The sequence below is a fragment of the Kaistella antarctica genome (assembly GCF_900109615.1).
Taxonomy (GTDB): Bacteria; Bacteroidota; Bacteroidia; order Flavobacteriales; family Weeksellaceae; genus Kaistella; species Kaistella antarctica.
In genome coordinates this window covers 662636-685248 of the sequence record NZ_FOIX01000002.1, presented here as the reverse complement: position 1 = coordinate 685248, position 22613 = coordinate 662636, and the positions used below count along the sequence as shown (strand labels likewise).

At 36.5% G+C, this 22613-nt stretch carries 16 protein-coding genes; 8 read left to right on the top strand and 8 right to left on the bottom strand.

Annotated features, from left to right (window positions below; all coding sequences use genetic code 11):
- Nucleotides 1–263: 263 nt before the first annotated feature.
- Both BMX49_RS07820 and BMX49_RS07815 read left to right on the top strand, forming a co-directional pair.
- Nucleotides 264–1553: a BspA family leucine-rich repeat surface protein gene (locus tag BMX49_RS07820; protein ID WP_034716190.1), complete on the top strand. Its 1290-nt coding sequence runs from the start codon at nucleotides 264–266 to the stop codon at nucleotides 1551–1553.
- A gap of 296 nt (nucleotides 1554–1849) precedes the next feature.
- Nucleotides 1850–4249 carry a BspA family leucine-rich repeat surface protein gene (locus tag BMX49_RS07815; protein ID WP_034716192.1) on the top strand — a complete coding sequence of 800 codons (2400 nt, stop codon included), beginning with the start codon at nucleotides 1850–1852 and terminating at the stop codon, nucleotides 4247–4249.
- Between the two features lie 141 nt (nucleotides 4250–4390).
- Here the strand turns inward: BMX49_RS07815 and BMX49_RS07810 are convergent, their stop codons facing one another.
- From BMX49_RS07810 to BMX49_RS07790, 4 genes are all read right to left on the bottom strand, one after another.
- On the bottom strand, nucleotides 4391–5863 hold the full coding sequence (locus tag BMX49_RS07810) for a histidine kinase (RefSeq protein ID WP_051803508.1): 1473 nt from the start codon (nucleotides 5861–5863) through the stop codon (nucleotides 4391–4393).
- A 3-nt stretch (nucleotides 5864–5866) separates the two neighbouring features.
- A complete protein-coding gene (locus BMX49_RS07805) occupies nucleotides 5867–6592 on the bottom strand; it encodes a LytR/AlgR family response regulator transcription factor (RefSeq protein ID WP_034716194.1) in 726 nt (241 codons plus the stop codon).
- A gap of 599 nt (nucleotides 6593–7191) precedes the next feature.
- The gene (locus tag BMX49_RS07795; RefSeq protein ID WP_034716198.1) at nucleotides 7192–7500 is read right to left on the bottom strand and encodes a hypothetical protein; all 309 of its coding nucleotides are present in this window, start codon (nucleotides 7498–7500) and stop codon (nucleotides 7192–7194) included.
- A gap of 116 nt (nucleotides 7501–7616) precedes the next feature.
- A complete protein-coding gene (locus BMX49_RS07790; protein WP_034716201.1) occupies nucleotides 7617–10679 on the bottom strand; it encodes a DNA polymerase III subunit alpha in 3063 nt (1020 codons plus the stop codon).
- Nucleotides 10680–10865: 186 nt separating this feature from the next.
- Between BMX49_RS07790 and BMX49_RS14935 the strand changes: the two genes are divergently transcribed.
- The 4 genes from BMX49_RS14935 to BMX49_RS07770 all read left to right on the top strand — a co-directional run bounded on the left by BMX49_RS14935 (nucleotide 10866) and on the right by BMX49_RS07770 (nucleotide 14385).
- Nucleotides 10866–11063, top strand: coding sequence for a transposase (locus BMX49_RS14935; protein WP_081864334.1), 198 nt, complete (start codon nucleotides 10866–10868; stop codon nucleotides 11061–11063).
- Between the two features lie 719 nt (nucleotides 11064–11782).
- Nucleotides 11783–12763, top strand: a complete 981-nt coding sequence (locus BMX49_RS07780; RefSeq protein WP_034716203.1) for a dipeptidase — start codon at nucleotides 11783–11785, stop codon at nucleotides 12761–12763.
- 189 nt (nucleotides 12764–12952) lie between these two features.
- Nucleotides 12953–13855, top strand: coding sequence for a histone deacetylase family protein (locus BMX49_RS07775; protein WP_034716205.1), 903 nt, complete (start codon nucleotides 12953–12955; stop codon nucleotides 13853–13855).
- Nucleotides 13856–13893: 38 nt separating this feature from the next.
- On the top strand, nucleotides 13894–14385 hold the full coding sequence (locus BMX49_RS07770; RefSeq protein WP_034716208.1) for a nucleoside deaminase: 492 nt from the start codon (nucleotides 13894–13896) through the stop codon (nucleotides 14383–14385).
- 239 nt (nucleotides 14386–14624) lie between these two features.
- Here the strand turns inward: BMX49_RS07770 and BMX49_RS07765 are convergent, their stop codons facing one another.
- The 3 genes from BMX49_RS07765 to gyrA form a co-directional block, all read right to left on the bottom strand.
- A complete protein-coding gene (locus BMX49_RS07765; RefSeq protein ID WP_034716211.1) occupies nucleotides 14625–16397 on the bottom strand; it encodes an aminopeptidase P family protein in 1773 nt (590 codons plus the stop codon).
- Between the two features lie 154 nt (nucleotides 16398–16551).
- Nucleotides 16552–17940 (bottom strand): tetratricopeptide repeat protein, encoded by a 1389-nt coding sequence (locus tag BMX49_RS07760; RefSeq protein WP_034716214.1) that lies wholly within the window; start codon nucleotides 17938–17940, stop codon nucleotides 16552–16554.
- 29 nt (nucleotides 17941–17969) lie between these two features.
- On the bottom strand, nucleotides 17970–20639 hold the full coding sequence (gene gyrA, locus BMX49_RS07755; protein WP_034716217.1) for a DNA gyrase subunit A: 2670 nt from the start codon (nucleotides 20637–20639) through the stop codon (nucleotides 17970–17972).
- Nucleotides 20640–20785: 146 nt separating this feature from the next.
- Between gyrA and BMX49_RS07750 the strand changes: the two genes are divergently transcribed.
- Entirely contained in the window at nucleotides 20786–21100 is a 315-nt protein-coding gene (locus BMX49_RS07750; RefSeq protein WP_034716219.1) for a DUF4286 family protein, read from the top strand.
- Nucleotides 21101–21104: 4 nt separating this feature from the next.
- Here the strand turns inward: BMX49_RS07750 and BMX49_RS07745 are convergent, their stop codons facing one another.
- Nucleotides 21105–22139, bottom strand: a complete 1035-nt coding sequence (locus tag BMX49_RS07745) for an acyl-CoA reductase (protein ID WP_034716221.1) — start codon at nucleotides 22137–22139, stop codon at nucleotides 21105–21107.
- Between the two features lie 60 nt (nucleotides 22140–22199).
- On the opposite strand from BMX49_RS07745, the gene BMX49_RS07740 reads away from it, so the two are divergent.
- Complete coding sequence (locus BMX49_RS07740) at nucleotides 22200–22550, top strand: 4Fe-4S dicluster domain-containing protein (RefSeq protein WP_034716224.1); 351 nt, start codon at nucleotides 22200–22202, stop codon at nucleotides 22548–22550.
- Nucleotides 22551–22613 lie beyond the last annotated feature (63 nt).

Below are 22613 nucleotides of genomic sequence, written 5' to 3'. Positions count from 1 at the left end.
AGCAATCGGGGTTTTTTATTTAATGAAGGTTGTCGGTCGTTTTCAAATTTAAAAAAATCAGTTTCTGATTGCAAGAATTGCGAAAGTCACTGTTTTGGTAAAATTAAAAATGCAGCGATTTACCAACCATTTTGAATATCCTACTAACCATTTCGAATATCCTACCAACCCTACTCAATCACTTGGTTATATGAAGATTTAAACCAAGCTTTGTTATTCTACAAAAAATAAAATATCCATTTAAACTTAAAAAAAATCTACTTATGAATTATTTATTTACCTATTTTAAAGAACAAAATTGGTTCGATGTGACATCTATTGTGACCAATGTTCAACCTGAAAAGATAGTGTTGACAACTATAAAGACCTGCCTAATGCTATTTCTGCTTTTCTTTTTTAGCAGTTTTGCTTCGGCTCAAAATGAATTCATTACCGAATGGAAAACCGACAATCCTGGTACATCAACCAATAAGCAAATTACGATTCAAGCGGAAGGAACATTTAATTATACTTGGAAACTTATTGGCGGCGCGAATACAGGATCTGGAAACGCAAATGGTGCAACAACGATTACTTTTGCGGTTCCGGGAAATTATGAAGTAAAAATAAAACCAACAGGTGCGATTCCTTTTCATGCGATTAAATTTGAGCATGAAGGTGGAGATTCTAAAAAAATAGTCAAAATAACAAAATGGGGAACGACCAAATGGTCCACTTTTGAAAATGCATTTACTGGCACAAAAAATCTTGAAATTACCGCAACTGACGTTCCAGATTTATTACTTGTAAATGATATGTCATATAGTTTTAGTTATTCTAATGTGCCCACCATATCGAATATCAATAATTGGAATGTTGCTAATGTCACCAATATGAACTCCCTCTTTCATTTTTCAAAATTTAATGATGACATCAGTAATTGGAATGTAAGTGGCGTTACACAAATGAATTGGATGTTTTATGGAATTGGTACTTTTAATCAAAACATCAGCGGTTGGGACGTAAGCAGTCTAGAAAATGCACGGGGAATGTTTTATGGCGCTTATCAGTTTAATCAAAATCTTGGGTCTTGGAATATAAGCAATGTAACCACCGCCGATGATATGTTCGGTGCAAACATGAGCTGTGAAAATTATAGTAAAACTCTTATGGGCTGGGCTGCAAATGATAGCCATACACCGATCAACATAACCTTGGGCGCCTTTCAATTAATTTATAGTCCTGAGGCGGTCGCTGCCAGAAATTATCTGATTAATAACAGAGGATGGACAATCACTGGCGACGCTTTAGGAACTTGTGCGCTTATAACCACACGTGCAGATTTTACCAATCTGAAACTATTCCCGAATCCAGTAAAAGACTATTTAACAATAGATGGACTTGAGGGTAAAGAAACACTTACAGTTTATGATACAACTGGCCGCTTAATGCAAACTTCCAAAGCAAATGGAAAAGAATTAAAATTAAATTTTTCAACCTATGCTAAAGGAATGTATTTAGTAACCATCACTTCAGAAAAAGGAAGTACGACCAAAAAGATTATAAAACAATAACCCTTCATCGCAAGATGATAAATATGAATCCCGAGCAATCGGGGTTTTTTATTTAATGCAGGTTGTCGGTCGTTTTCAAATTTAAAAAAAGCAGTTACTGATTGTAAGAATTGCGAAAGTCACTGTTTTGGTAGAATTAAAAATGTAGCGATTTACCAACCATTTTGAATATGCTACCAACCATTTTGAATATCCTACCAACCGTACTCAATCGCTTGTTTATCTGAAAAATTAAATCAAGCTTTGTTATCCTATAACGATAAAAACACCTAGTAAAACTTAAAAAAAATCTATTTATGAAACAATTATTTATTAATTTTAAGAAAAAGAATCAATTGGATCTAAAATCAAGTGCGACGCGTAATCATCCAAAAAGCAAAATAGGAAATTCAGCAAAAACTTGCCTGCTGCTTTTTGCCTTTTTATTTTTCAGCATTTCTATTTCTGCACAAGCCGAACTTATTACCGAGTGGAAAACCGATAATTTTGGAACTTCTGCCAATAACCAAATTAGAATCCTTGCCGAAGGAAGTTATGATTACACCTGGAAACGTGTAGGAGGTGTTTCTACAGGATCGGGTTCAGCAAATGGTAATACCACCATTAATTTTCCAACCCCTGGAAACTACGAGGTAAAAATGAAGCCGACGGGTGCTACTCCTCTCAATTTGTTTACATTCGGATTTGGCAATGGCGATCCAAAAAAATTATTGAAGATCACACAATGGGGAACAATGAAATGGTCAACTTTCTACGCAGCTTTCGGGGCAACTTCAAATTTAAAAATTACCGCCACAGATGTACCCGACTTGCGGCTAGTGGAAGATATGTTTAGCATGTTTGCCTTTTCTGGTGTACAAGATATTCCCAATATTAACAATTGGGACGTTAGAAATATAACCGATATGTCTGCTGCCTTTAAAAGTTCAAAATTTAATGGTGATATTAGTAATTGGAACGTCAGCAAAGTAAAAGATATGCAAGAGATGTTTTATGAAAATACTCATTTTAATCAAGACATTGGTAAATGGGATGTGAGCAAAGTAATAAGAATGGACAATATGTTTAAGTCAGCGTCAGCTTTTAGTCAGAATCTCGGAACTTGGAAAATCACTTCTCTAATGTATGCTAAAGCTATGTTTTCTGCAACCATGGGTTGTCAGAATTACAGTAAAACTTTGGCGGGCTGGGCTGCAAATGATGCAAACACCCCTACCAATTTAAATTTTGCAAATCAGGATTTACCAACATATAGTTCCGAAGTAGTAAAAGCAAGAAATCATCTAATTAATAGCAGAGGTTGGACCATTTCTGGTGATAGCCAAAGTGCAACTGCTTGTCCTATTGACTTCGTAACAGAATGGAATACTCAAGGAACCAACACAATTATCATTCCTGCACAGGGAAATTATACTTATTCGTGGGTAGATCTTAATGATGCCAGCAGAAAAGATAATGGTTACGGTGTAAACTCCACTACTATTGATTTTGGACAAGCTGGAATTTACCAGGTTCGGATTTTCCCAGTTGGACAATCTGGATTCTCTCTTTATTTTAGAGGGAGTACCAGTAATAATCAGAAGAAGTTGTCTAAAATTACCCAATGGGGAGCTGCTACTTGGGCAACTTTGTCAGGTGCATTTAGTGAAACTACTAATTTAAGTATTACTGCTACTGATATCCCCGATTTCAGTAAAGTAACTTCAATGTTTGGCTCTTTTGAAAGATCGGGAATTTCGACCGTTCCGAATATGAATCAATGGGATGTAAGTAATGTAACTGACATGACGCTTGCGTTTACCTACGCTTTGAATTTTAATGAAAATATCTCCAACTGGGATGTGAGTAAAGTAACATCAATGGATCGGTTATTTGGACGCACAATACAATTTAACCAAAATCTAAATAATTGGAATGTAAGTAATGTTATTGGAATGAACGGTATGTTTTATGAGGCTACCAGTTTTAACGGAAACATCAGTTCATGGAGTACTTCAAACGTAACCGACATGGAGTCGATGTTTTTGCTTGCAAAAGCCTTTAATCAGAATATAGGCGCCTGGGATACCGGTAAAGTTACCAATATGAGACAAATGTTTTTCGGAACTGAAAATTTTAACCAAGATCTTTCGCAATGGAATACGTCGAAAGTTACTGATATGCGCAATATGTTTGCAAGTGCGACCGCTTTCGACCAAAATCTGGGGAGTTGGGATCTATCTCAACTTACAGATGCTGAAACGATGTTCAATATCACAAGCGGAATGGGATGTATTAATTACAGCAAAACACTGAAAGGTTGGGCAACCAATAATAAGACTCCGCAAAACATCAATTTGGGTGCCGATGGAAGATCGTACAGTGCTGAGGTGGTGAGCAACAGAAATCACTTGATCAACAATAAAAACTGGACAATTACGGGCGACTCTTTAGGAACGTGTGTTCTTGCAACTGCCAATGAAGATTTCGCGAATTTGAAACTCTTCCCAAATCCAGTCTCAGATTTTTTAACAGTAAATGGTTTATACGGTAAAGAAACACTTTCGCTTTACGATATGAATGGGCGATTAATGCAATCCTCAAAAGCCAATGGTAAGGAAGTAAAATTGAACTTATCATTATATGCGAAAGGAATGTACTTGCTGAACATTAGTTCTGACAAGGGAACTACCACCAAAAAAATCATGAAACAATAACCTTTCATCGACAGATTATCAATAATGAACCCCGAGTAATTCGGGGTTTTTTGCTTAGAATCGATTGCCAGCTTTGAATTGATTATCAACTACTTTTAACTTTAATTTAAAAGAATTGATTATACCATTAGGTTAATATAATTACTGACCTTCACCAAAAATCACCATAACTTCTGTTCCCAAAGATTCGCCCACTTCATTTTCTAAATCAGAAATGGTGTAAGAATACTGTACGTTATACTGATTATTAAAATGTTCTAAGCGCTCCGAGGTAATCTTTAAACCAACAGATTCATTTTTGAAAGTGATGCCTCGAGAGTAATAGGCAGCTTTTTTTCGACCTACGCCATTATCTGTAATTTTTAGAATTTGGGTGTTTTCGGCTAAAGAGAAAAGTAAAGTCAAATATTTTTCGCCTTCTTTATGTAAGAGACCGTGTCCTAAAGCATTTTCCACAAATGGTTGTAAGATCATGGGCGGCAAAAAAATAGCGTCAAGTGGAATACGGTAAGGATTCAAAATCTGAAACTGCACTTGATTTTCAAACCGGAGATTCTCAATATCAACGTAAATCTGCACCAGATCTAATTCTTCCTTTAACGAAATTTTTTCTACGCGAGAACTCATGAGTATATTTCTGATCAGCTTAGAAAATTTAGTCAGGAATGAAATAGCACTTTGTTGATCATTATCGATGAGGTAGGATTTTATAGAATTCAGCGCATTGAATATGAAATGGGGATTCATTTGGCTCTGCAAAGAAACCAGGTGCAAGTGATTGATTTGGTCTTCGTGTTCAGTCTGCAACCGTTGTACTCGCTGCTCTTCTGCGTCGGCAGTCACCGTGAGAATCTCCAGTTCCTTTTCTTTTAATTTCTCCTGCAGCACTATATTTTGTCTTTCCTTAATGCTTGCATTTTCTTCGGATTTTTTAATAATCTGCAAACTCATCAATTTTATTTTATAGGCAAATCCACAAGCAAAAGCAATCTGTTCTCCCAAAATGCCGATATTAAAAATATCAAACGAGTCGAGGTAAAAGAAGTTCCACTTTAACAATGGGAAAAAGAGAGAGATAATTGAAAATATGATATAGAAAACGCCGCCGAACATAAAATAATACTTAAGCTGGCCAGGCAGTTCAGAAGTTTTAATCAAAGTATAAATTGCCAAAATAACCAAGAGCGGAACGATTGCGTAGATATATGTTCTGGGGAAAAACCATTTGTTGATCACATTGAAAATACCGAGCAAAAAGATAATATTGCCAATGATTACAATGGTGTACACGATTCTTAAAATCAGTCTATAAATCTTAGGCTGATGCTTTTTAAAATCTAAAATATTTAAATAAAAAAGAAAATAAGCTGCGTTATAAAAAACCTGCAAATTCCACTGAAAACTGAAAAAGTGGGGATATCTTATGGCATAAGTTCGATCATAACGATAAAGATCACTGATAAGAAGAAAAGTCAATAGTAAAAAGGCATAGATTGAGTAGTACCAAAAACTTCTTTCCTTAACATTATACCCAATAAGTGCCGTACCAAACCCCAGGATCGTCAAAATAATTGCAATCAATTGTAAGAAGAAAGGATTGGGTCCAAGATCCATACGCTACAATTTAGCCAGCAGGTCAGGTTTTCTATTCCGTGCGACTGGAATTTTCTTTTGATTATACAGAACCAGATAGTTTTCAGTCTGAATATATTCCGCTATTCTGCTCAAGTTTACTACGTAACTATTGTGTACGCGCACAAAATCTGAAACTGGCAACATAAGAATAAGATGTTTCAATATTTTTTTAACGAGCAGCAAACTGCCATCTACCAAATGGATTTTGCACTGGTTACCATTACTTTCGCAATAGATAATATCCTCGATACTCACCAAAACTAACCGGCCCGCGATGGGTAAAGCTACCCTTTTTTCCGTTCGGGGATTTACGGCTTTATCTTCTACAACCTCCTTATTATTAACCTTTAATTTCCCCGCTCTTAGTTTTGCAACAAGAGTTACCAGATCATCAGCGTCTATTGGTTTCATTAGGTAACCTGCCGCGCTGTTATTAATCGCCTGTATCGCATACTGATTATACGCCGTGACGAAAACGACCCTAAAGGCACGATCGGCCATCTTTTCTAAAAATTGAAACCCGTCCATTTTCGGCATTTCAATATCCAAAAACACCACGTCGGGATCATGATCTTCCAAATATTCCAGAGCCTCTCTGGGCTTGGTAAAACTTGCCAGCACCTGTACATCTGGACAAGAATTGGCAATATCCCACTTCAAACTTTTTATCGCACTTGGCTCATCATCGATGAGAATTACTTTCAACATAAAAAAAAATTACAAAACGTGGAGACTTCAATAAATTGCATCAAATCTAGATTACCTAATTATATCAATTTTAGCTAAAAATTTCATATAAAATTTTAAAGTTAAAGAAAAAAATATGAATTCGTCAGCATTATAGAATTTAAAATGAATAACCACCATTGTAACGGGTAAAAGAAATGATAAGAACATTCAATTAAAATTGAAGTCGATTTGTTGAAAAAGCAGTTTATAATGGAAAAGATTGAGCTGCGGATGATGTTGCATTTATCTTTTATCTTTTATCTTTTATCTTTTATCTTTTATCTGAAATTTCAAAAATTCAAATGATGAATGAAAATTTCATGTCCGCTTTATTTCATATTTAATTTGGGCAGACCTATCCGCCTTCCGTTCCCGCTATTTTTTGTCCGAGCTTTTTCCAACGCTAAAAAAAATGAGCTCCACTTAAGTCGGGCTGCAGATGGGATTTTAAAATTTGTAATAGAAAGTTTTATTACAGGAGAATCGCTCGAAAAAACGATTTTATGATAAAGAGTATCATTTATGAAAATCTGAATTAACAAAAAAAACATAATAATTTAGAGGTAACATCACACCTCTTAAAGCCAGATTTTTTCATCCCTGCAACGGTTCAAAATATATCTTTTTAAATTTAAAATGGCTTCCTGATATTGCGGCGCTTCATATCCGAAACGGTCATGTTCCATTTGTTCTTTTTCCAAGTCACTGCATCCTTTTATCACTTCCTGCAGCATGTCGATCATTGCTAATTCTTTGCTGTTCGATTTCTCAAATTTATATTCTATAATTTCGGTTTCCAGTTCCCCGCAATATTCCAAAAGTTCAATCACTTGCGGCTCTTGAAGTAAAGAAGGATTATTTTTGAAAATTTCCCGTGTAGATTTCATTGCATATAAGTTTTAAACAAATTTAAAAATTATCCTCAAAGTCGTTATAAAACAATAATATTCTTCGTACTGATCATTTTAAGAGTGGAAAAATTATTAAAATATTTTATACGTTATCATTTCTCTACCACCATTTTATTCCGCGGCAATCCAATCTCATGTTCTTGCGGATAAGGGTTTCTCGTCGTCATGCTCACATCTTCATTGATTTTTTTATGGACTTCATAACTCTTCTCTTGATCTTCCGCATATCTCGGATCTGGAATGAAAGGCATTTTCGCCATCTTAAAAATTGTAATCGTCGGAAAATGAAAATCAACTTCTACCATTCCCAACAACAAATAACAACCGCCACCCTGAAAAGGATATTTTTGCAGATTATCCGGGAAATGTGCCGTGTCGAAAAAGTTTCCCTCTTCATCAATCCAGGTTCCGAAAAACATGGTTCCTTTCTTGGTTGGAACATGTTTTCGGGAAATTAAATAGGCCAACATTCTCACTTGACGTTTATGATGTTGCGGTAAATGTCTTGCCATGATGATACTGCGGTATTTCGTTTGCAACAAATCAAAAGGACTGCAGGAAACAGAAAATCCCAGAATTTCTATTTCATCAAAAGCATCCTCAAATCGATTTCTTTTCAACACTGGAAGTTGGTATTCCTGCACCGGAGTTTCAAAAAAAGTCGGCAAGCGATATTCCGGTTTGAAATGAATCATCAGCAACCGTGCTTCAATCAACAATTCATTTTTTGGTTTTCCGGTAAAACGAAAAGCACCCACAAAAATTAAAGTCTGTAATGTTTCAATTCCGACCGGAACACGTTTAATGAAATTTTCCAAAGAAGTATAATCACCATTTTCTTCCCTTTCATTCGGAATGAAATGCACGAGTTTACTGTCGAGTTTTTCAATATGCATTAAGCCCAGAAAAACATCTTCACCATAAACCGTAGTTTCAAACAAACTTTTATTCACACATGGATTGTGAATTTTTCCACCACCCATTCGGCATTCGTGAACATAAACTTCCGTACGATAAAAACCACCACCGTTATTAATGGCAGAAACCATAAACTCAATCGGATAATAAACCTTTAAATACAAACTCTGATAACTCTCCACCGCATACGACGCAGAGTGTGCTTTGCAAAAAGAATAACCCGCAAACGATTCGATCTGACGATACACTTCCTTGGATAATTGTTCGGGATGCCCTTGTCTGGCACAAGATTCAAAAAAATGGTCACGCACTTCCTGCAACTTTTCTATCGACCTACTTTTCCCACTCATCGCCCGTCGTAACACATCGCCATCATCTGCAGAAACACCACCAAAATGTAAAGCAATTTTAATCACATCTTCCTGATAAACCATAATTCCATACGTTTCGCCGAGTTGTTCTTTAAAAACATCGTGGAAATATTCAAACTTTGTAGGATTATTATGTCGGAAAATATATTCCTTCATCATTCCACTTTTCGCCACACCCGGACGAATAATCGAAGACGCCGCAACCAAAGTTTTATAATCTTCACATTTCAAACGTCGCAACAATCCCCGCATGGCGGGACTTTCAATATAAAAACACCCAATTGTTTTTCCGATGCTTAAATAATCATTACAATTTTTATCATTTTTAAAAATTGTCGTGTTGTGAATATCAATCTCAACTCCCTGATTTTTCTTGACGAGATCCAAAGTATCCTTGATCGTTCCCAATCCGCGCTGGGAAAGAATATCAAACTTTTCAAAACCGATATCTTCCGCCACATTCATATCAAACTGTACGATGGGGAAACCTTTCGGAGGCATTTCTAAGGCGGTATAATTGGTGATTGGTTCCTGGGAAATAATAATTCCACAGGAATGCATGCTGCGTTGATTCGGGAATTTCTCCAGCAACATTCCGTATTTCTGAACGAGTTTGACGACTTTATTATCATCGTGCGTTGCCATGGGATTTTTCGCCAGAACATCGAGTTCTTCTTTGGGCAACCCAAAGGCTTTCCCAACTTCCCGGAAAATGGAGCGATACTTAAATTCGACATTCGTTCCACAAAATGCGACATGCTCTTTTCCGTAGCGTTCGAAAATATATTTCAAAATTTCGTCGCGTTCCCGCCAACTCCAGTCGATATCAAAATCAGGCGGATTTCTACGCCGGACATTTAGAAAACGTTCGAAATAAAGATTGAGTTCAATAGGACAAATCTCTGTAATTCCGAGGCAATAACTCACAATACTGTTCGCTCCACTTCCACGTCCAACATGCAGAAAACCACGACTCATACTGTATTGCACAATATCCAAAGTAATTAAAAAGTAGCCAGCGAAATTCATTTCAGTAACAACTTTTAATTCTTTTTCAATTCGGTCGATAGCGATTTGCGTTCTTTCGGGATATCGTTTCTCCAAACCTTGGTAAGCCAGTTTTCTTAAAAGTAAATCATCGCTTTCTTTATTTTCGGTGAAATAGATTTTATTTTTTGATGTTTTAAAATCAAAATTAAATTCACAAGTATCTAGAATATGTTGCGTATTCTGAATCATCTTCGGATATCTTTTAAACTTCTCTAAAATCGTTTCAACAGATTCAAAAACTTCCTTTGAAGAACAGCAATCACTTTCCGAAAGTTTCGAAATCAAAGTATTCAGATCAATGGCTCTTAAAATCCGGTGAAGATTAAATTCTTTTTTTGTTTTAAAAGTAATTGGATGCAACACGACCATTTTATCTAAAAACTGTTTCCACTCTGGACGAATCAAAAGATTTAATTCTTCTGAGCGAATTCCAATAAACTCATTTTCTTTTAAAACTTCGGGAATATTTTGAAGCGGATAAATCACAAATACTTTTTGAAAATCCGGAGAAACTTGGGGAAGTTCTGCGCCGTCGCAATTATGATTGGTCAGCAAACGGTTGATCTCGGCAATTCCTGTTTCATCTTTGGCAATGGTGATATAAAGGAGTTGGTTTTCCTTTCGAATTTCTACGCCAACAATTGGTTTGATGTTGAATTTCTCACATTCTTTTTTGAAATCATAAATCGCTGTGACCGTATTGATATCAGTCAACACCAATTCTTTTGCACCGGAATCGACGGCTTGCTTCACCAGTTCTTCAACCGATAAAGTGCCGTAACGAAGGCTGTGGTAGGTGTGGGAATTGAGGAACACAGATTTTTTAAATTAATTTAATCTTCTCATATGTTTGCAATACTACAAATATCTGTTACTTTAGAGAATAAAGCTAATAAACAAAAGAAATATTTTGACTCATGTAATTAAGTTTTAATATAGCATAAAAAGAAAGATTCTCTATCTCTAAATTTCTACGAATCTGAAGAGTATTTAGGGAGTTTTATAACTGTAATTTACATAGTTGCTGAAACCAATGCCTTCGCTCTGATAACTAACAATAAATCATTTGCCAGTTACGCAGGCTTAGATATTCAGCAAAATCATTCTGTTAATCTAATAGGAAAAATAAGAACCTCAAATAAAAGAAATAGTTTTATCAGATACGCATTGTATATGTTCGTGTACCAGCAGATTAATTAGATAATAAAGAATATTTACAATAATCTGAAAGATTAAAATCCAGCAAAAAAGACAGTGATAACTGAAGTTGCAAGAAGGTTATTAATCCTAATGTATGTCCTATGAGAAGGGAGGAAGTATTAAACTCAAATTATGAGAAGAAAAGTAAACAGGACTGCGCCTGCTTACAGGCGATAAACATAAAGTTCTCCTTAAAAATAGTTCAAACTAATATCGAAAATTCTTTAGAAATAAACACAGTACCCTTCTTCTCAAGAAAAGAGAAAGTAAAAAAGAGATTCTTCACTACATTTCGCTTTGCTCCATTCCGTTCAGAATGACAAGATCCGTTGTTATAAACAATGTCGTATTTATATGACCTAAGAAATGGATCCGTAAAAAAAATTGAAATTTAATTCCATAGAAAAATCCCACTGGAAATAATATGATTTTATAAAGCACCATTTCACTATCTTGAATTAATTGACGAATTGATCTTTTAGATTTATGTGATTTTTAAGCAAATTAATTTGCACCGAGCGAAGAATTTATTGGCGGTGAAATAAAATGAAGGATTAGAGAGATTCCCATATTCTTTCTTTCAAACATTTTTGACAAATTCAAAATCAATTTTTGATTCGTTTACTCGCTTCAAAAGTGGTATTTTAGTCCATTAAAATTTTAACAATCTGCGTCCGTATCAACACGAACAGCAATTCTGATAAACTACTCTAAATATTATGAAAAATCCTATTATTGACCTTCATTGTGATTTACTCACTTACCTGACACGCCCTAATACGACCATCTACAAGACAGAAGATGTCGGTTGCGCAATTCCTTTTTTAAAAGAAGGAAATGTTAAACTGCAAATCATGGCGATTTTTGCAGCGACCGAAGAAAAAAGTCATGAATTTGGCTTAAAGCAAAGCGAAATTTTCCAACAGTTAAATAGCGATGAAAATGAATTGTACCGTTTTGAAAAACACCATTTAACAACATTTGAGACCAGTGAAAATATTGGAATGTTGGCCGCGGTAGAAAATGGATCGGCTTTTTGTGACGAAAACATGCCATTAAAAGACGGTTTCAAAAACCTAGAGCAGATTATTGAAAATGTTGGATCGATATTGTACATTGGTTTTACCCATCATGCCGAAAACAGATTTGGTGGTGGTAACTATTCAACAGCTGGCTTAAAAGACGATGGAAAAGCGTTGATCGATTATATGGATAAAAAAAACATTGCCATCGATTTCTCCCATACCAGCGATGCTTTGGCTTATGATATTTTGAATTATGTTTCTAAAGAAAATATCACGGTTCCGATTATAGCGAGCCATTCTAATTACCGTCTGGTGTTTGAGCACGCCCGGAATTTACCAGATGATGTTGCTCAGGAAATTATTCATCAACAAGGATTAATCGGACTGAATTTTGTCCGAGCGTTCGTCAATCCCGAAAAAGCAGAAGCTCTTCAGGAACATGCTGCTCATGGATTGAAATTAGGAGGTGAAAATGCGATATGTTACGGCGCTGATTATTTTTACACCAAAGACAATCCCGACAAGTCCAGAATTCCATTCTATTTTAAAGAACATGACAACGCAGCTTGTTATCCGGAAATTAATAAAATTTTGGAGCAGCAATTTGGAGCTGAGCAGATGAAAAAAATAAGCAGTCAGAACGCTTTGAATTTTATTGGAAGGCTTTGGAAGTAATTAGCTGATAACAAGGCGAATCAATTCGTTATTCATCTAGTTTAATGAAGAGAAATATTCCTTAAACTTTCAATTCATTGTTGTTAATTAAAGATAGATCGCCGTACCTATTACCAAAGTTGTCGATAAATCTATTTAATATTTGACCTCTTTCACGTCAAAATTTTATATTCTTAAAAAAAGAAATCAATGCTTCCCATCGCCTACCATTCCATTTACAAACATCCTTTGCCGGAAGGGCATAAATTTCCGATGTTGAAATATGAGTTATTGCCTCAACAGTTGTTATTGGAGGGAATTGCGGAGGAAAGTGATTTCTTCACGCCAGAACCTGCAGATTTGAAACACATCTATGCGGTTCACGAAAAAGATTATGTTGACCAGTTACTCAATTTAACTTTGGATGTAAAAGCGGTGCGCAAAATAGGTTTTCCGCTTAGCGCAGAACTGGTGGAGAGAGAGTTGAGAATTTCGCAAGGAACGATTACAGGTTGTGAAAGCGCTTTGAATAATGGTGTTGCCTTTAATATTGCGGGCGGAACTCATCACGCTTTCACCTATCGCGGGGAAGGTTTTTGCATGTTGAATGATCAGGCAATTGCTGCCACTTATTTATTAAATCATCGTTTAGCGACAAAAATTCTAATCATTGATTTAGATGTTCATCAAGGAAATGGAACGGCCGAAATATTTCAAGATAATCCAAACGTATTTACTTTCTCCGTGCATGGCCAGACTAATTATCCCTTCAAAAAAGAAACTTCTAAGCTGGATATTGGATTGGCTACAGGGACTTCTGACGATGAATATCTAACTATCGTTAATAAATATGTACCAAAGCTGATCAACCAGGAAAAACCTGATTTTATCTTTTACTTGAGTGGCGTTGACATTTTAGAATCGGACAAACTCGGAAATTTAAATTGCACTTTGGAAGGTTGTAAGACGCGCGATGAAATTGTTTTTTCCAATTGTGAAAAATTTCAAATTCCCGTTCAGTGTAGTATGGGCGGTGGTTACTCGCCAGACATAAAAACAATTATCAACGCACATACCAATACGTATCGCGTGGCTGCTGATTTATATTCCTAAATGCAACATGGTTTGCTTTTAATCAAAACTAAAAAAAAATGAAAAACAACATTACGACGACTGACGAAAAATATTTACGCAGATGCCTAGAACTTGCTAAAGAATCAGTAGCAGCGGGAGATGAAGCTTTCGGTTCTGTCTTAGTAAACCAAGCTGGCGAAATTATCGCTGACGCGAGAAACCGCGTGAACGAAAAAACCATTTTAGCACACCCAGAGATTGATTTGGCTTATTGGGCAGCCGAGAATTTATCGAAGGAAGATTGTGCAAAAACGACAATGTACACTACCGGTGAACATTGCCCGATGTGTTCTGCGGCGCATGGTTGGGTCGGTTTGGGTACCTTGGTTTATTTGAGTTCCGCCAAACAGCTCGGCGAATGGCAAAAGAAGTTTGATCTTCCAGCGGCCCCAATTAACTTCTTGCCTGTTGAAGATATTATAAAAAATGTGGAAGTTCGCGGTCCGGCGGAAGGTGAACTATTGGAGGAGATTAAAAAATTACACGAGATGAATTGGTCGAAAAAATAAACGTCTTTTTAGAGCTTTGAGCTGGTCAAAAATATGTTTTGAGCTAATTAAAAAGTTCTCCTCAATTGAATAACGGTTTGCGTGAGGGATAGCAATGGAAATCCTTTTTGTTTTGCAGGAACACGCCTCAACGATTCGCTCGGACTTGGTCAGGCAAAACAAAAAGATTGCAATGAATAGCCCGGCCCTTGGGACACGCTCTAATAAAAAAAGTGTAGAAAAATCTACACTTTAAATATTTACAATGGTTGAACCTGTTCCAGGAACCAGTCTTTGACTTCGCCTTGGAGATCGTTTTCTAATTTTTCTTTGCACCAATCGTGGTATTTATTCATCCAGTCTTTTTCTGGTTGAGTCAACAAATCCGTGTTGATGACGTTGCGGTCGAACGGACAAATCGTTAAAGTTTCAAATTCGTAGAACGTTCCAAAATCGGTCGTTTCTTTCTCGGTTACCGCGATTAAATTTTCATGACGAATTCCATAATGATTCTCGTAATAGAAACCTGGCTCATTTGACAAGACCATACCTGGAATCAATTCCTGCATATTCATGTCTTTGCGAATATTCTGCGGACCTTCGTGTACATTCATAAAACTACCCACACCGTGACCGGTTCCGTGGTTGTAATCCTTGCCTTCTTTCCACAACGCTAGCCTTGCAAAACCATCTAACTGAACGCCACGAGTTCCTTTCGGAAACTTGACCATCGATAATTGAATTAAACCTTTTAAGGCCAAAGTACAATCTTCTTTAAATTCGGCGGTCGCGGTTCCCAAAGCGAAAGTACGCGTGATGTCTGTAGTTCCTTCTAAATATTGACCACCTGAATCCACTAAAATCGTGTCTTGATTCGTGACTTCTTTACTGCCTTCGCTTTTCGCGGAATAGTGCATAATCGCACCGTTCTCTTTGTAGCCGACGATACTTCCGAAGCTTTCTCCCACAAAGTTTTTACCTTCTGAACGGAAACCTCTTAGTTTTTCACCAATCGAATATTCGGTCAAGCTTTCTTTTCCAGCTTGATGGGTCAACCAATAAAGGAATTTTACCATCGCTACTCCATCTCTCTGCATCACGGTTCTGAACCCTTGCAATTCGGTTTCGTTTTTAATGGCTTTCATTAAATTTCCTGGAACTGCAGCTTTAATAAAAGTATTGCTTTCTTTTAAAGCTTCAAAAATAGACTGATTGCTATTTGGGGAAATTAATATTTTTTCGTCTTTAATATCATTTAATTCGCTGAAAAACTTTTCGTACGGAAACATCTTAACCCAGGCGTCATCCATTTGCTTTCTAGAATCAACGTCGAGTTTTTCTAAATCGACAAAGAGTTTCGTTTCATTTTTTGTTAAAATAATATAGCCTAAAAACACGGGATTCGACTGAACATCGGAGCCACGTAAATTAAGCGTCCAGGCAACATCATCTAAACTTGAGATGATATGAACGGAAGCATCTAAGTCCGTCATTTTATTTCGAATGTCTGCCAACTTATCAACAACTGATTTCCCAGCTCTCTCGATTGGATGTACGAAAACTGGATTTTTCTGAGCGTTCGTATTTCTATCCGTCCAGATCTCTTTTAATAAAGGTAGATCTACTAATTTGTTTCCTTTCGCGGCTAGTTTCTCCAGCAAAAGTTCCCAGTTGGCGTGTGAAGTTGCAATTGCATTTACAGCCACGGTGCCCTCGGTTGGAATTTCAGTATTAATCCAGTCGATGTAATTGGGCGTTCCCTCCATTCCGTCTTTGAATAAATCAATCCCAGAATCTTTTAATTCAATGGGCGCTTGTACGAAATACCGTCCGTCTGTCCACAGTCCACCTTTATCTTTGGTAATAACGACGAACCCAGCAGAACCCGTAAAACCAGAAAGCCAAGTTCTTTCTTGCCACTCATCTGGTAAATATTCACTCATATGCGGATCGGCAGAATAGACAATAAAGGCATCGATATTATTTTCTGACATTTTTTGGCGAAGCGCCATTATTTTTTCTGATGAAGTCATATTATAAAATTTAATCGTGAATTTACAAAGAAATAGCGGTTCGTAAAAAAGATGAGTCTTAAAGTTTTACTAAATGATTCTTCAAACTACTTCAAAAAAAAAGTATATCGAAAATGAATTCGATATACTTTGACTAAATCTAGTTAATTAGATTTTATTTTTGAGCAGCTTTCATCGCTTCTTCTTTGGCTTTAAACTCTTGATGTTTTGCCTCGTTTTTGGTCGACATATACAATCCTTTCAACAAACCAACTGCCTCGATATTATTCGAGTCATATTGATACCATTTCTCAGCATACGGCACAGCAGCAGCTAATCTCGCTCTTCTGTCTTCCATAATTTTGTTGGCCGCTTCAATTTTGCCTGCTTTTCGTGAGGCGTTATAATCATCAATCGCTTTTGCATCGTCTCCCATTACTAAAAATGCAAGATTTTGATAAGCTGGAATATAATCAGCTTTTACTTCTACTGCTTTCTCAAAAGAGGATTTAGCATCTTTTGCTAAGGCAGGATCATTTTTCTGCATAATTCCTAAGTTGAACCAGCTTTCATAATCCTTCGGATTTTTGGCAACTTGTAGTTTAAGAATGTCAATGAATTCAGAAGATTTTCCTGAGTTAAAATAAGATAATCCTTTAACATTTGTCAAGACATCATCATTGGGGAATTTCTTTAAACCTTTATCTGCCAACGCGATTGCTTCATCGTAACGTTTCGCAGCGTATAGATTATTAGCATTGGTTACATAAAGTTGTTTCTCAATACTTGGTGAAGTTTCAATTTTGAAATCGGTGTATTCTGAAGAAGCACCCATCTTCTGGAAAATTTCATAATCCGTTTTGGGTAAACTTTCGACTGCTCCAGACTTTTTATTTTTCGCAGTATACGTTTTTCCAACACCTGTATATCCTGAATTAATTAATTCATTGTACATCGAAATTGCATCATCAGTTTTCCCACCTTTGGAGTAGGCAACAGCAGCGTTTAGAAGTAACGTTTGATCGTCGCTGCCTAAAGCTTTTAACAAATTATAGGTTTCCTGGAATTTCTTTCCGGCTACTTCAAAATTTTCTTTTTCGAATGCTTCGAAAGCCTGTTTATTGGCAGCCTGAAGAACAGGATTAACTGCTGCGGAAAGTTTGTTCGTTAAAGCAGGAACGTAAGATTCTTCCTTTAAACCTTGAATTCCTGATTCGTCTGCTGCAGCTTTTCCAACGTAATATACTTTATTTTTCGAAGCGTCTTTTCCGGCGTAGATTTTATTCTTCGCAAGATCATTAATCTTCGCTAAATAGGAAGCGCCTTCTAAGGTCTTACCTGATTTCATTAACGATAAACCTTTAGCGTAATAATACTGCTCTAAAAGAGCCGGTTCTAGCATAAAAGTTTTATTGCCCATCGCGCTTTCTGCCTGTGCAATCTGTGCGTTAGTCGTAGCCATATCTCCAGCATCAATCGCCTTTACGGCTGCTGCGATTTCTTTTTTTTGTCCAAATGCGATAGCAACTGTTAGCATTGCGGCGCTTAAAAATATTTTTTTCATTTTATTTTAATTAAAAATTTGGTTATTTATTATTCCTCAGGCTCTTCGTCTGAATTTTCATTTTCTTCTGAATCGTTTTGCGCAGCCTCTTCGTCTTCAATTTTCTTGAGGACTTCAGGGTCGCCGATATTGGTAAAAGCATTATTGCCAGTCTGTTCCTGATCACTAAATTCTGGACGATCTGAATCTACATTTTCTGTTGGTAAATCTGTTGCCAGTTCATCTATTTCTTCATCAACGATTACTTCTTTGTCCATTTCTACTTTAGCGATTGCGGCAATTTCATCATTCTTTTTCAAATTGATTACTTTCACTCCTTGAGTATTACGACCCATCACGCGCATTTCGTCCATGCCCATTCTAATTGCGACACCTGATTTGTTGATGATCATTAAACCATCATCGTCAGTTACCATTTGAATCGCAATAAGATTTCCAGTTTTCTCAGTAACGTTTAGAGTGATAACTCCTTTTCCGCCACGGTTGGTAATTCGGTAATCTTGTACTGCTGTACGTTTTCCGTAACCACGCTCAGAAACTACTAAAACCGTTTCATTCTCCACGTCATTCACAACTATCATACCAATAACTTCGTCACCTTCTGCTAGAGAAATACCGCGAACACCGATGGAACCACGTCCTACCGCTCTCGCTTTCTCTTCTGGGAAACGAATACATTTTCCGTCTTTGGTAGCAATCATAATCTCGGAATTTCCGTCGGTTAATCTTGCTCCTAAAAGTTGATCATTTTCTCTGATTTCAATGGCATTTACTCCATTTGTTCTCGGTCTTGAATACGCTTCCAATGATGTTTTCTTGATGGTTCCGTTTTTGGTAATCATCACCACATTCATTTGGTTGATATATTCCTTATCCTTTAAATCATTAGTCCTGATGTAAGCTTTAATCTTATCATCTGGTTCAATGTTAATTAAATTCTGAACTGCTCTACCTTTCGATATTTTTGAACCTTCTGGAATTTCAAATACTCTTAACCAGAAACACTTCCCTTTTTCGGTGAAGAAAAGCATGTACTGGTGATTGGTTGCTGCGACAATATATTCCAAGAAATCTTCATCTCGGGTTGTTGCTGCACGGTTTCCGACGCCACCTCTACTTTGTACTTTATATTCTGAAAGTGAAGTTCTTTTAATATAACCTGCATGAGAAATAGTAAGTACTACTTTTTCGTCTGGAATTAAATCTTCAATTGACATTTCGCCACCTGAATAATCAATTTCCGTCCGTCTTTCGTCACCGTACTTTTCTTTCATTTCTAACATTTCGTCTTTAATGATTTGGTATCTTCTTGGCTCATTGGCTAAGATATCTTCCAAGTCATTAATTAACGCCATTATTTCGTCGTATTCTGCCCGGATTTTGTCGAGTTCCATTCCAGTCAAACGAGCCAATCTTAAATCTAAGATTGCTTGTGCTTGAATATCAGAAAGCTCGAATTCAGCCATTAATCCTTCTTTTGCTTCGGCAGGATTAGTACTGTTTCGAATGATTGCAATTGCTCTATCTAAAGAATCTTGGGTTCCAATCACTTTCATGAAACCTTCAAGAATATGGGCTCTTTCTCTGGCTTTTCTTAAATCGTATTTTGTTCTACGAACAATTACCTCATGTCTATGATCTACGAAATGAAGAATTAAATCTTTAACATTTAACTGTACCGGACGGCCTTTCACCAAGGCAATATTATTAACACTAAATGAAGTTTGTAATGCGGTATATTTATAAAGCATGTTCAAGACTACATTCGGTATCGCATCGTTTTTAAGTTCATAAACCACACGCATTCCTTGTCTGTCTGACTCATCACGGATCTCATAGATTCCCGGGATTTTATCATCTTTAACAAGTTCGGCCGTTCTTGCAATCATATCGGCTTTGTTAACCTGATAAGGAATCTCGGTTACGATAATTGCATTTCTGTTTCCAATTTCTTCAAACCCAACTTTCGCACGAAGAACTACTCTTCCTCGTCCGGTGTGTAAGGCCTCACGAACACCATCGTAACCATAAATGATTCCACCAGTTGGGAAATCAGGCGCGATGATGAATTGCATTAACTCATCAATTGTAATATCTGGATTGTCGATATAGGCACAGATCCCATCAATGGATTCTGACAAGTTATGCGGCGCCATATTCGTCGCCATTCCCACTGCAATACCAGAAGTTCCATTTACCAAAAGATTAGGGATTTTCGTCGGCATCACGGTCGGTTCCGTCATCGAATCATCAAAGTTATTTTGAAAGTCAACGGTATCTTTATCAAGATCTGCTAAAATTTCATCAGAAATCTTTTTCATTCGTGCTTCCGTATAACGCATTGCTGCGGGCGGATCGCCATCTACAGACCCAAAGTTACCCTGCCCATCTACCAGTTGATAACGCAAACTCCAAGGCTGCGCCATTCTTACCATGGCATCGTAAACGGAAGTGTCACCATGTGGGTGATATTTACCGAGTACATCTCCAACGATTCTGGCTGATTTTAAATGTTTTCTGTTTGAAAAAACGTTCAATCCGTACATTCCGTAAAGAACTCGTCTGTGAACCGGCTTTAAGCCATCTCTTACATCGGGTAACGCTCTGGAAACAATTACCGACATCGAATAATCGATATAAGAGGATTTCATTTCATCAACAATGTTGATTGGAATTAACCTTTCTCCTTCTGTATGCATAATATTTTAATAAAATGAAAATCAAGCAGTTATAATTACACTTGACTTTTCTTACAATTCTAATTTTAATAACGTGCTAAATTACGAAAAAAATCCCGATTTTTGCGCTATAATTTCGTCGAAAAATCACAATAAAAGTTAAATAAATGAGCGTTTTAAGCATCACTTTTCATACCACAGAAAGCATCAGTAAAGAATGGGATTTATACTTAGAATCCGATCTTCATCAAATGGTTGAAAATTTAATTGATGCTGAGAAATACATCTTGTCAGAAGTTGAAAGTGAGATGATTGCTGAAGGGAAAAACACCAATCTTCTTTTGATTTTTGCAGATGAAGAGAAACGCCAGGATTTCGTTGAAATTGAATTCACCAATATCACCGAGAGAATCTTAAATAAATTCGGCGAAAATGTGATGATTTTTAAAACGTATTTAAATCCGAAAAAGTCGAGGTTTTAAGCTTTTAAATCACTTCTAAAAACTTCATCGTGTCAACGTTATCAGCGTAAGTATCTAAACCAGGGTTTTGCGCTTCTCCGAAGTTGATGGAATCAAATCCTAAATCTGGGTTGGCTACAATCGCCTGAATATTCAGTTCATTCTCACTAATAAAATCTTGAACCTCCTCAATATTATTGTAACGGCTGAAATTCAACACGGCAAGCGGCGAAAATAAAGCGTCATCTTCTTTGAGCATTACAAAATTATTATCCCAAAATCGGTCTTGATTTAATAAGTAAATCGCGCGATTATACTCGTAATTGTTGGCGTATTTGTTATGATTAATGACTTCTTTAAAATTCAGGAAACTTTCAAATATTTTATCGATTAAAAAATCATGCGGAATAAAAAGTCTGGTAACATTACGACAGCCTAATCCAAAATAGCGGAAAATATCCTCTGCTAAAAGTTGCAATTCCGCCACCGTTTCATCACCTTTTAAGATGGTAACTGATGTTCTGTTTTTACGAATAATAGTCAAAGAATCTTTAAAATAGTACTCTAAGTATCTGGCGGTATTATTGCTTCCAGTTGCAATGACTGCATCAAAATCTTTTAATCTCTCCGCAAATTCATAGTTGATATTTCCTTCTGAAAACTCGTTCCATTTACTCAGTAAAAAAGGTAACATTGTTTTATCCTTTGACGATAATTTTATCACCGGAATATGCTGACTTAAAATTACTGAAATTACATCATGAAATCCGACCAAGGGAATATTTCCAGCCAAGATTAATCCTACTTTTTTGGGAGATTTGCCAATATCATATTTTGAAAGCCAATTTTTTATGTTCTTTTCAGTCAGTAAATTCGCCCATTTAGTCAAACTGATTTTTTGATTTTCAAGAGTAAACCAGGAATTTTCAATTTCAGATTTTCGCAAGATTGCGTTAAATTCCTCATCACTTTCATTAAAATTTTCGCCACCTTTTTGTAAAAATTCTTTGATATAAAGACTTAATTTACAAAGGCCTGAAATTTGTTTTTCTATGTTCATTGTATGGGAAATTGAGGTATTTTTAGTAATTTTGTACAAATTTAAAAAAATAAAGTAGCAATGGCTATTAAAATAACAGACGAATGTATTAATTGTGGCGCTTGTGAGCCAGAATGTCCAAACAACGCAATCTATGAAGGTGCGGTTGATTGGAAAGCCTCAGATGGAACTGCACTTAAAGGAAAAGTAGTAATGAAATCAGGCTTAGCGATTGACGCCGATTCCCCACAAGAACCCGTAAGCGACGATGTATATTTCATTGTCACCGATAAGTGTACCGAATGTATGGGCTTCCATGAAGAACCGCAATGTGCCGCGGTTTGTCCCGTAGACTGCTGTATTCCAGATGAAGATCATGTGGAATCAGAGGAAAGTTTACTCGAGAAAAAAGCCTTTTTGCACGGAGAATAAAGAAACCCGCTCACCAATTGTGAGCGTTTTTTTTACCCCGTTTTTAAAATTATTCCAATTCAA

Excerpts from the sequence above, each read along its gene's own strand:
- BMX49_RS07820 (WP_034716190.1), top strand. The coding sequence starts at position 264 with ATGAATTATTTATTTACCTATTTTAAAGAACAAAATTGGTTCGATGTG.
- BMX49_RS07815 (WP_034716192.1), top strand. The coding sequence starts at position 1,850 with ATGAAACAATTATTTATTAATTTTAAGAAAAAGAATCAATTGGATCTA.
- BMX49_RS07810 (WP_051803508.1), bottom strand. The coding sequence starts at position 5,863 with ATGGATCTTGGACCCAATCCTTTCTTCTTACAATTGATTGCAATTATT.
- BMX49_RS07805 (WP_034716194.1), bottom strand. The coding sequence starts at position 6,592 with ATGTTGAAAGTAATTCTCATCGATGATGAGCCAAGTGCGATAAAAAGT.
- BMX49_RS07795 (WP_034716198.1), bottom strand. The coding sequence starts at position 7,500 with ATGAAATCTACACGGGAAATTTTCAAAAATAATCCTTCTTTACTTCAA.
- BMX49_RS07780 (WP_034716203.1), top strand. The coding sequence starts at position 11,783 with ATGAAAAATCCTATTATTGACCTTCATTGTGATTTACTCACTTACCTG.
- BMX49_RS07775 (WP_034716205.1), top strand. The coding sequence starts at position 12,953 with ATGCTTCCCATCGCCTACCATTCCATTTACAAACATCCTTTGCCGGAA.
- BMX49_RS07770 (WP_034716208.1), top strand. The coding sequence starts at position 13,894 with ATGAAAAACAACATTACGACGACTGACGAAAAATATTTACGCAGATGC.
- BMX49_RS07765 (WP_034716211.1), bottom strand. The coding sequence starts at position 16,397 with ATGACTTCATCAGAAAAAATAATGGCGCTTCGCCAAAAAATGTCAGAA.
- BMX49_RS07760 (WP_034716214.1), bottom strand. The coding sequence starts at position 17,940 with ATGAAAAAAATATTTTTAAGCGCCGCAATGCTAACAGTTGCTATCGCA.
- gyrA (WP_034716217.1), bottom strand. The coding sequence starts at position 20,639 with ATGCATACAGAAGGAGAAAGGTTAATTCCAATCAACATTGTTGATGAA.
- BMX49_RS07750 (WP_034716219.1), top strand. The coding sequence starts at position 20,786 with ATGAGCGTTTTAAGCATCACTTTTCATACCACAGAAAGCATCAGTAAA.
- BMX49_RS07745 (WP_034716221.1), bottom strand. The coding sequence starts at position 22,139 with ATGAACATAGAAAAACAAATTTCAGGCCTTTGTAAATTAAGTCTTTAT.
- BMX49_RS07740 (WP_034716224.1), top strand. The coding sequence starts at position 22,200 with ATGGCTATTAAAATAACAGACGAATGTATTAATTGTGGCGCTTGTGAG.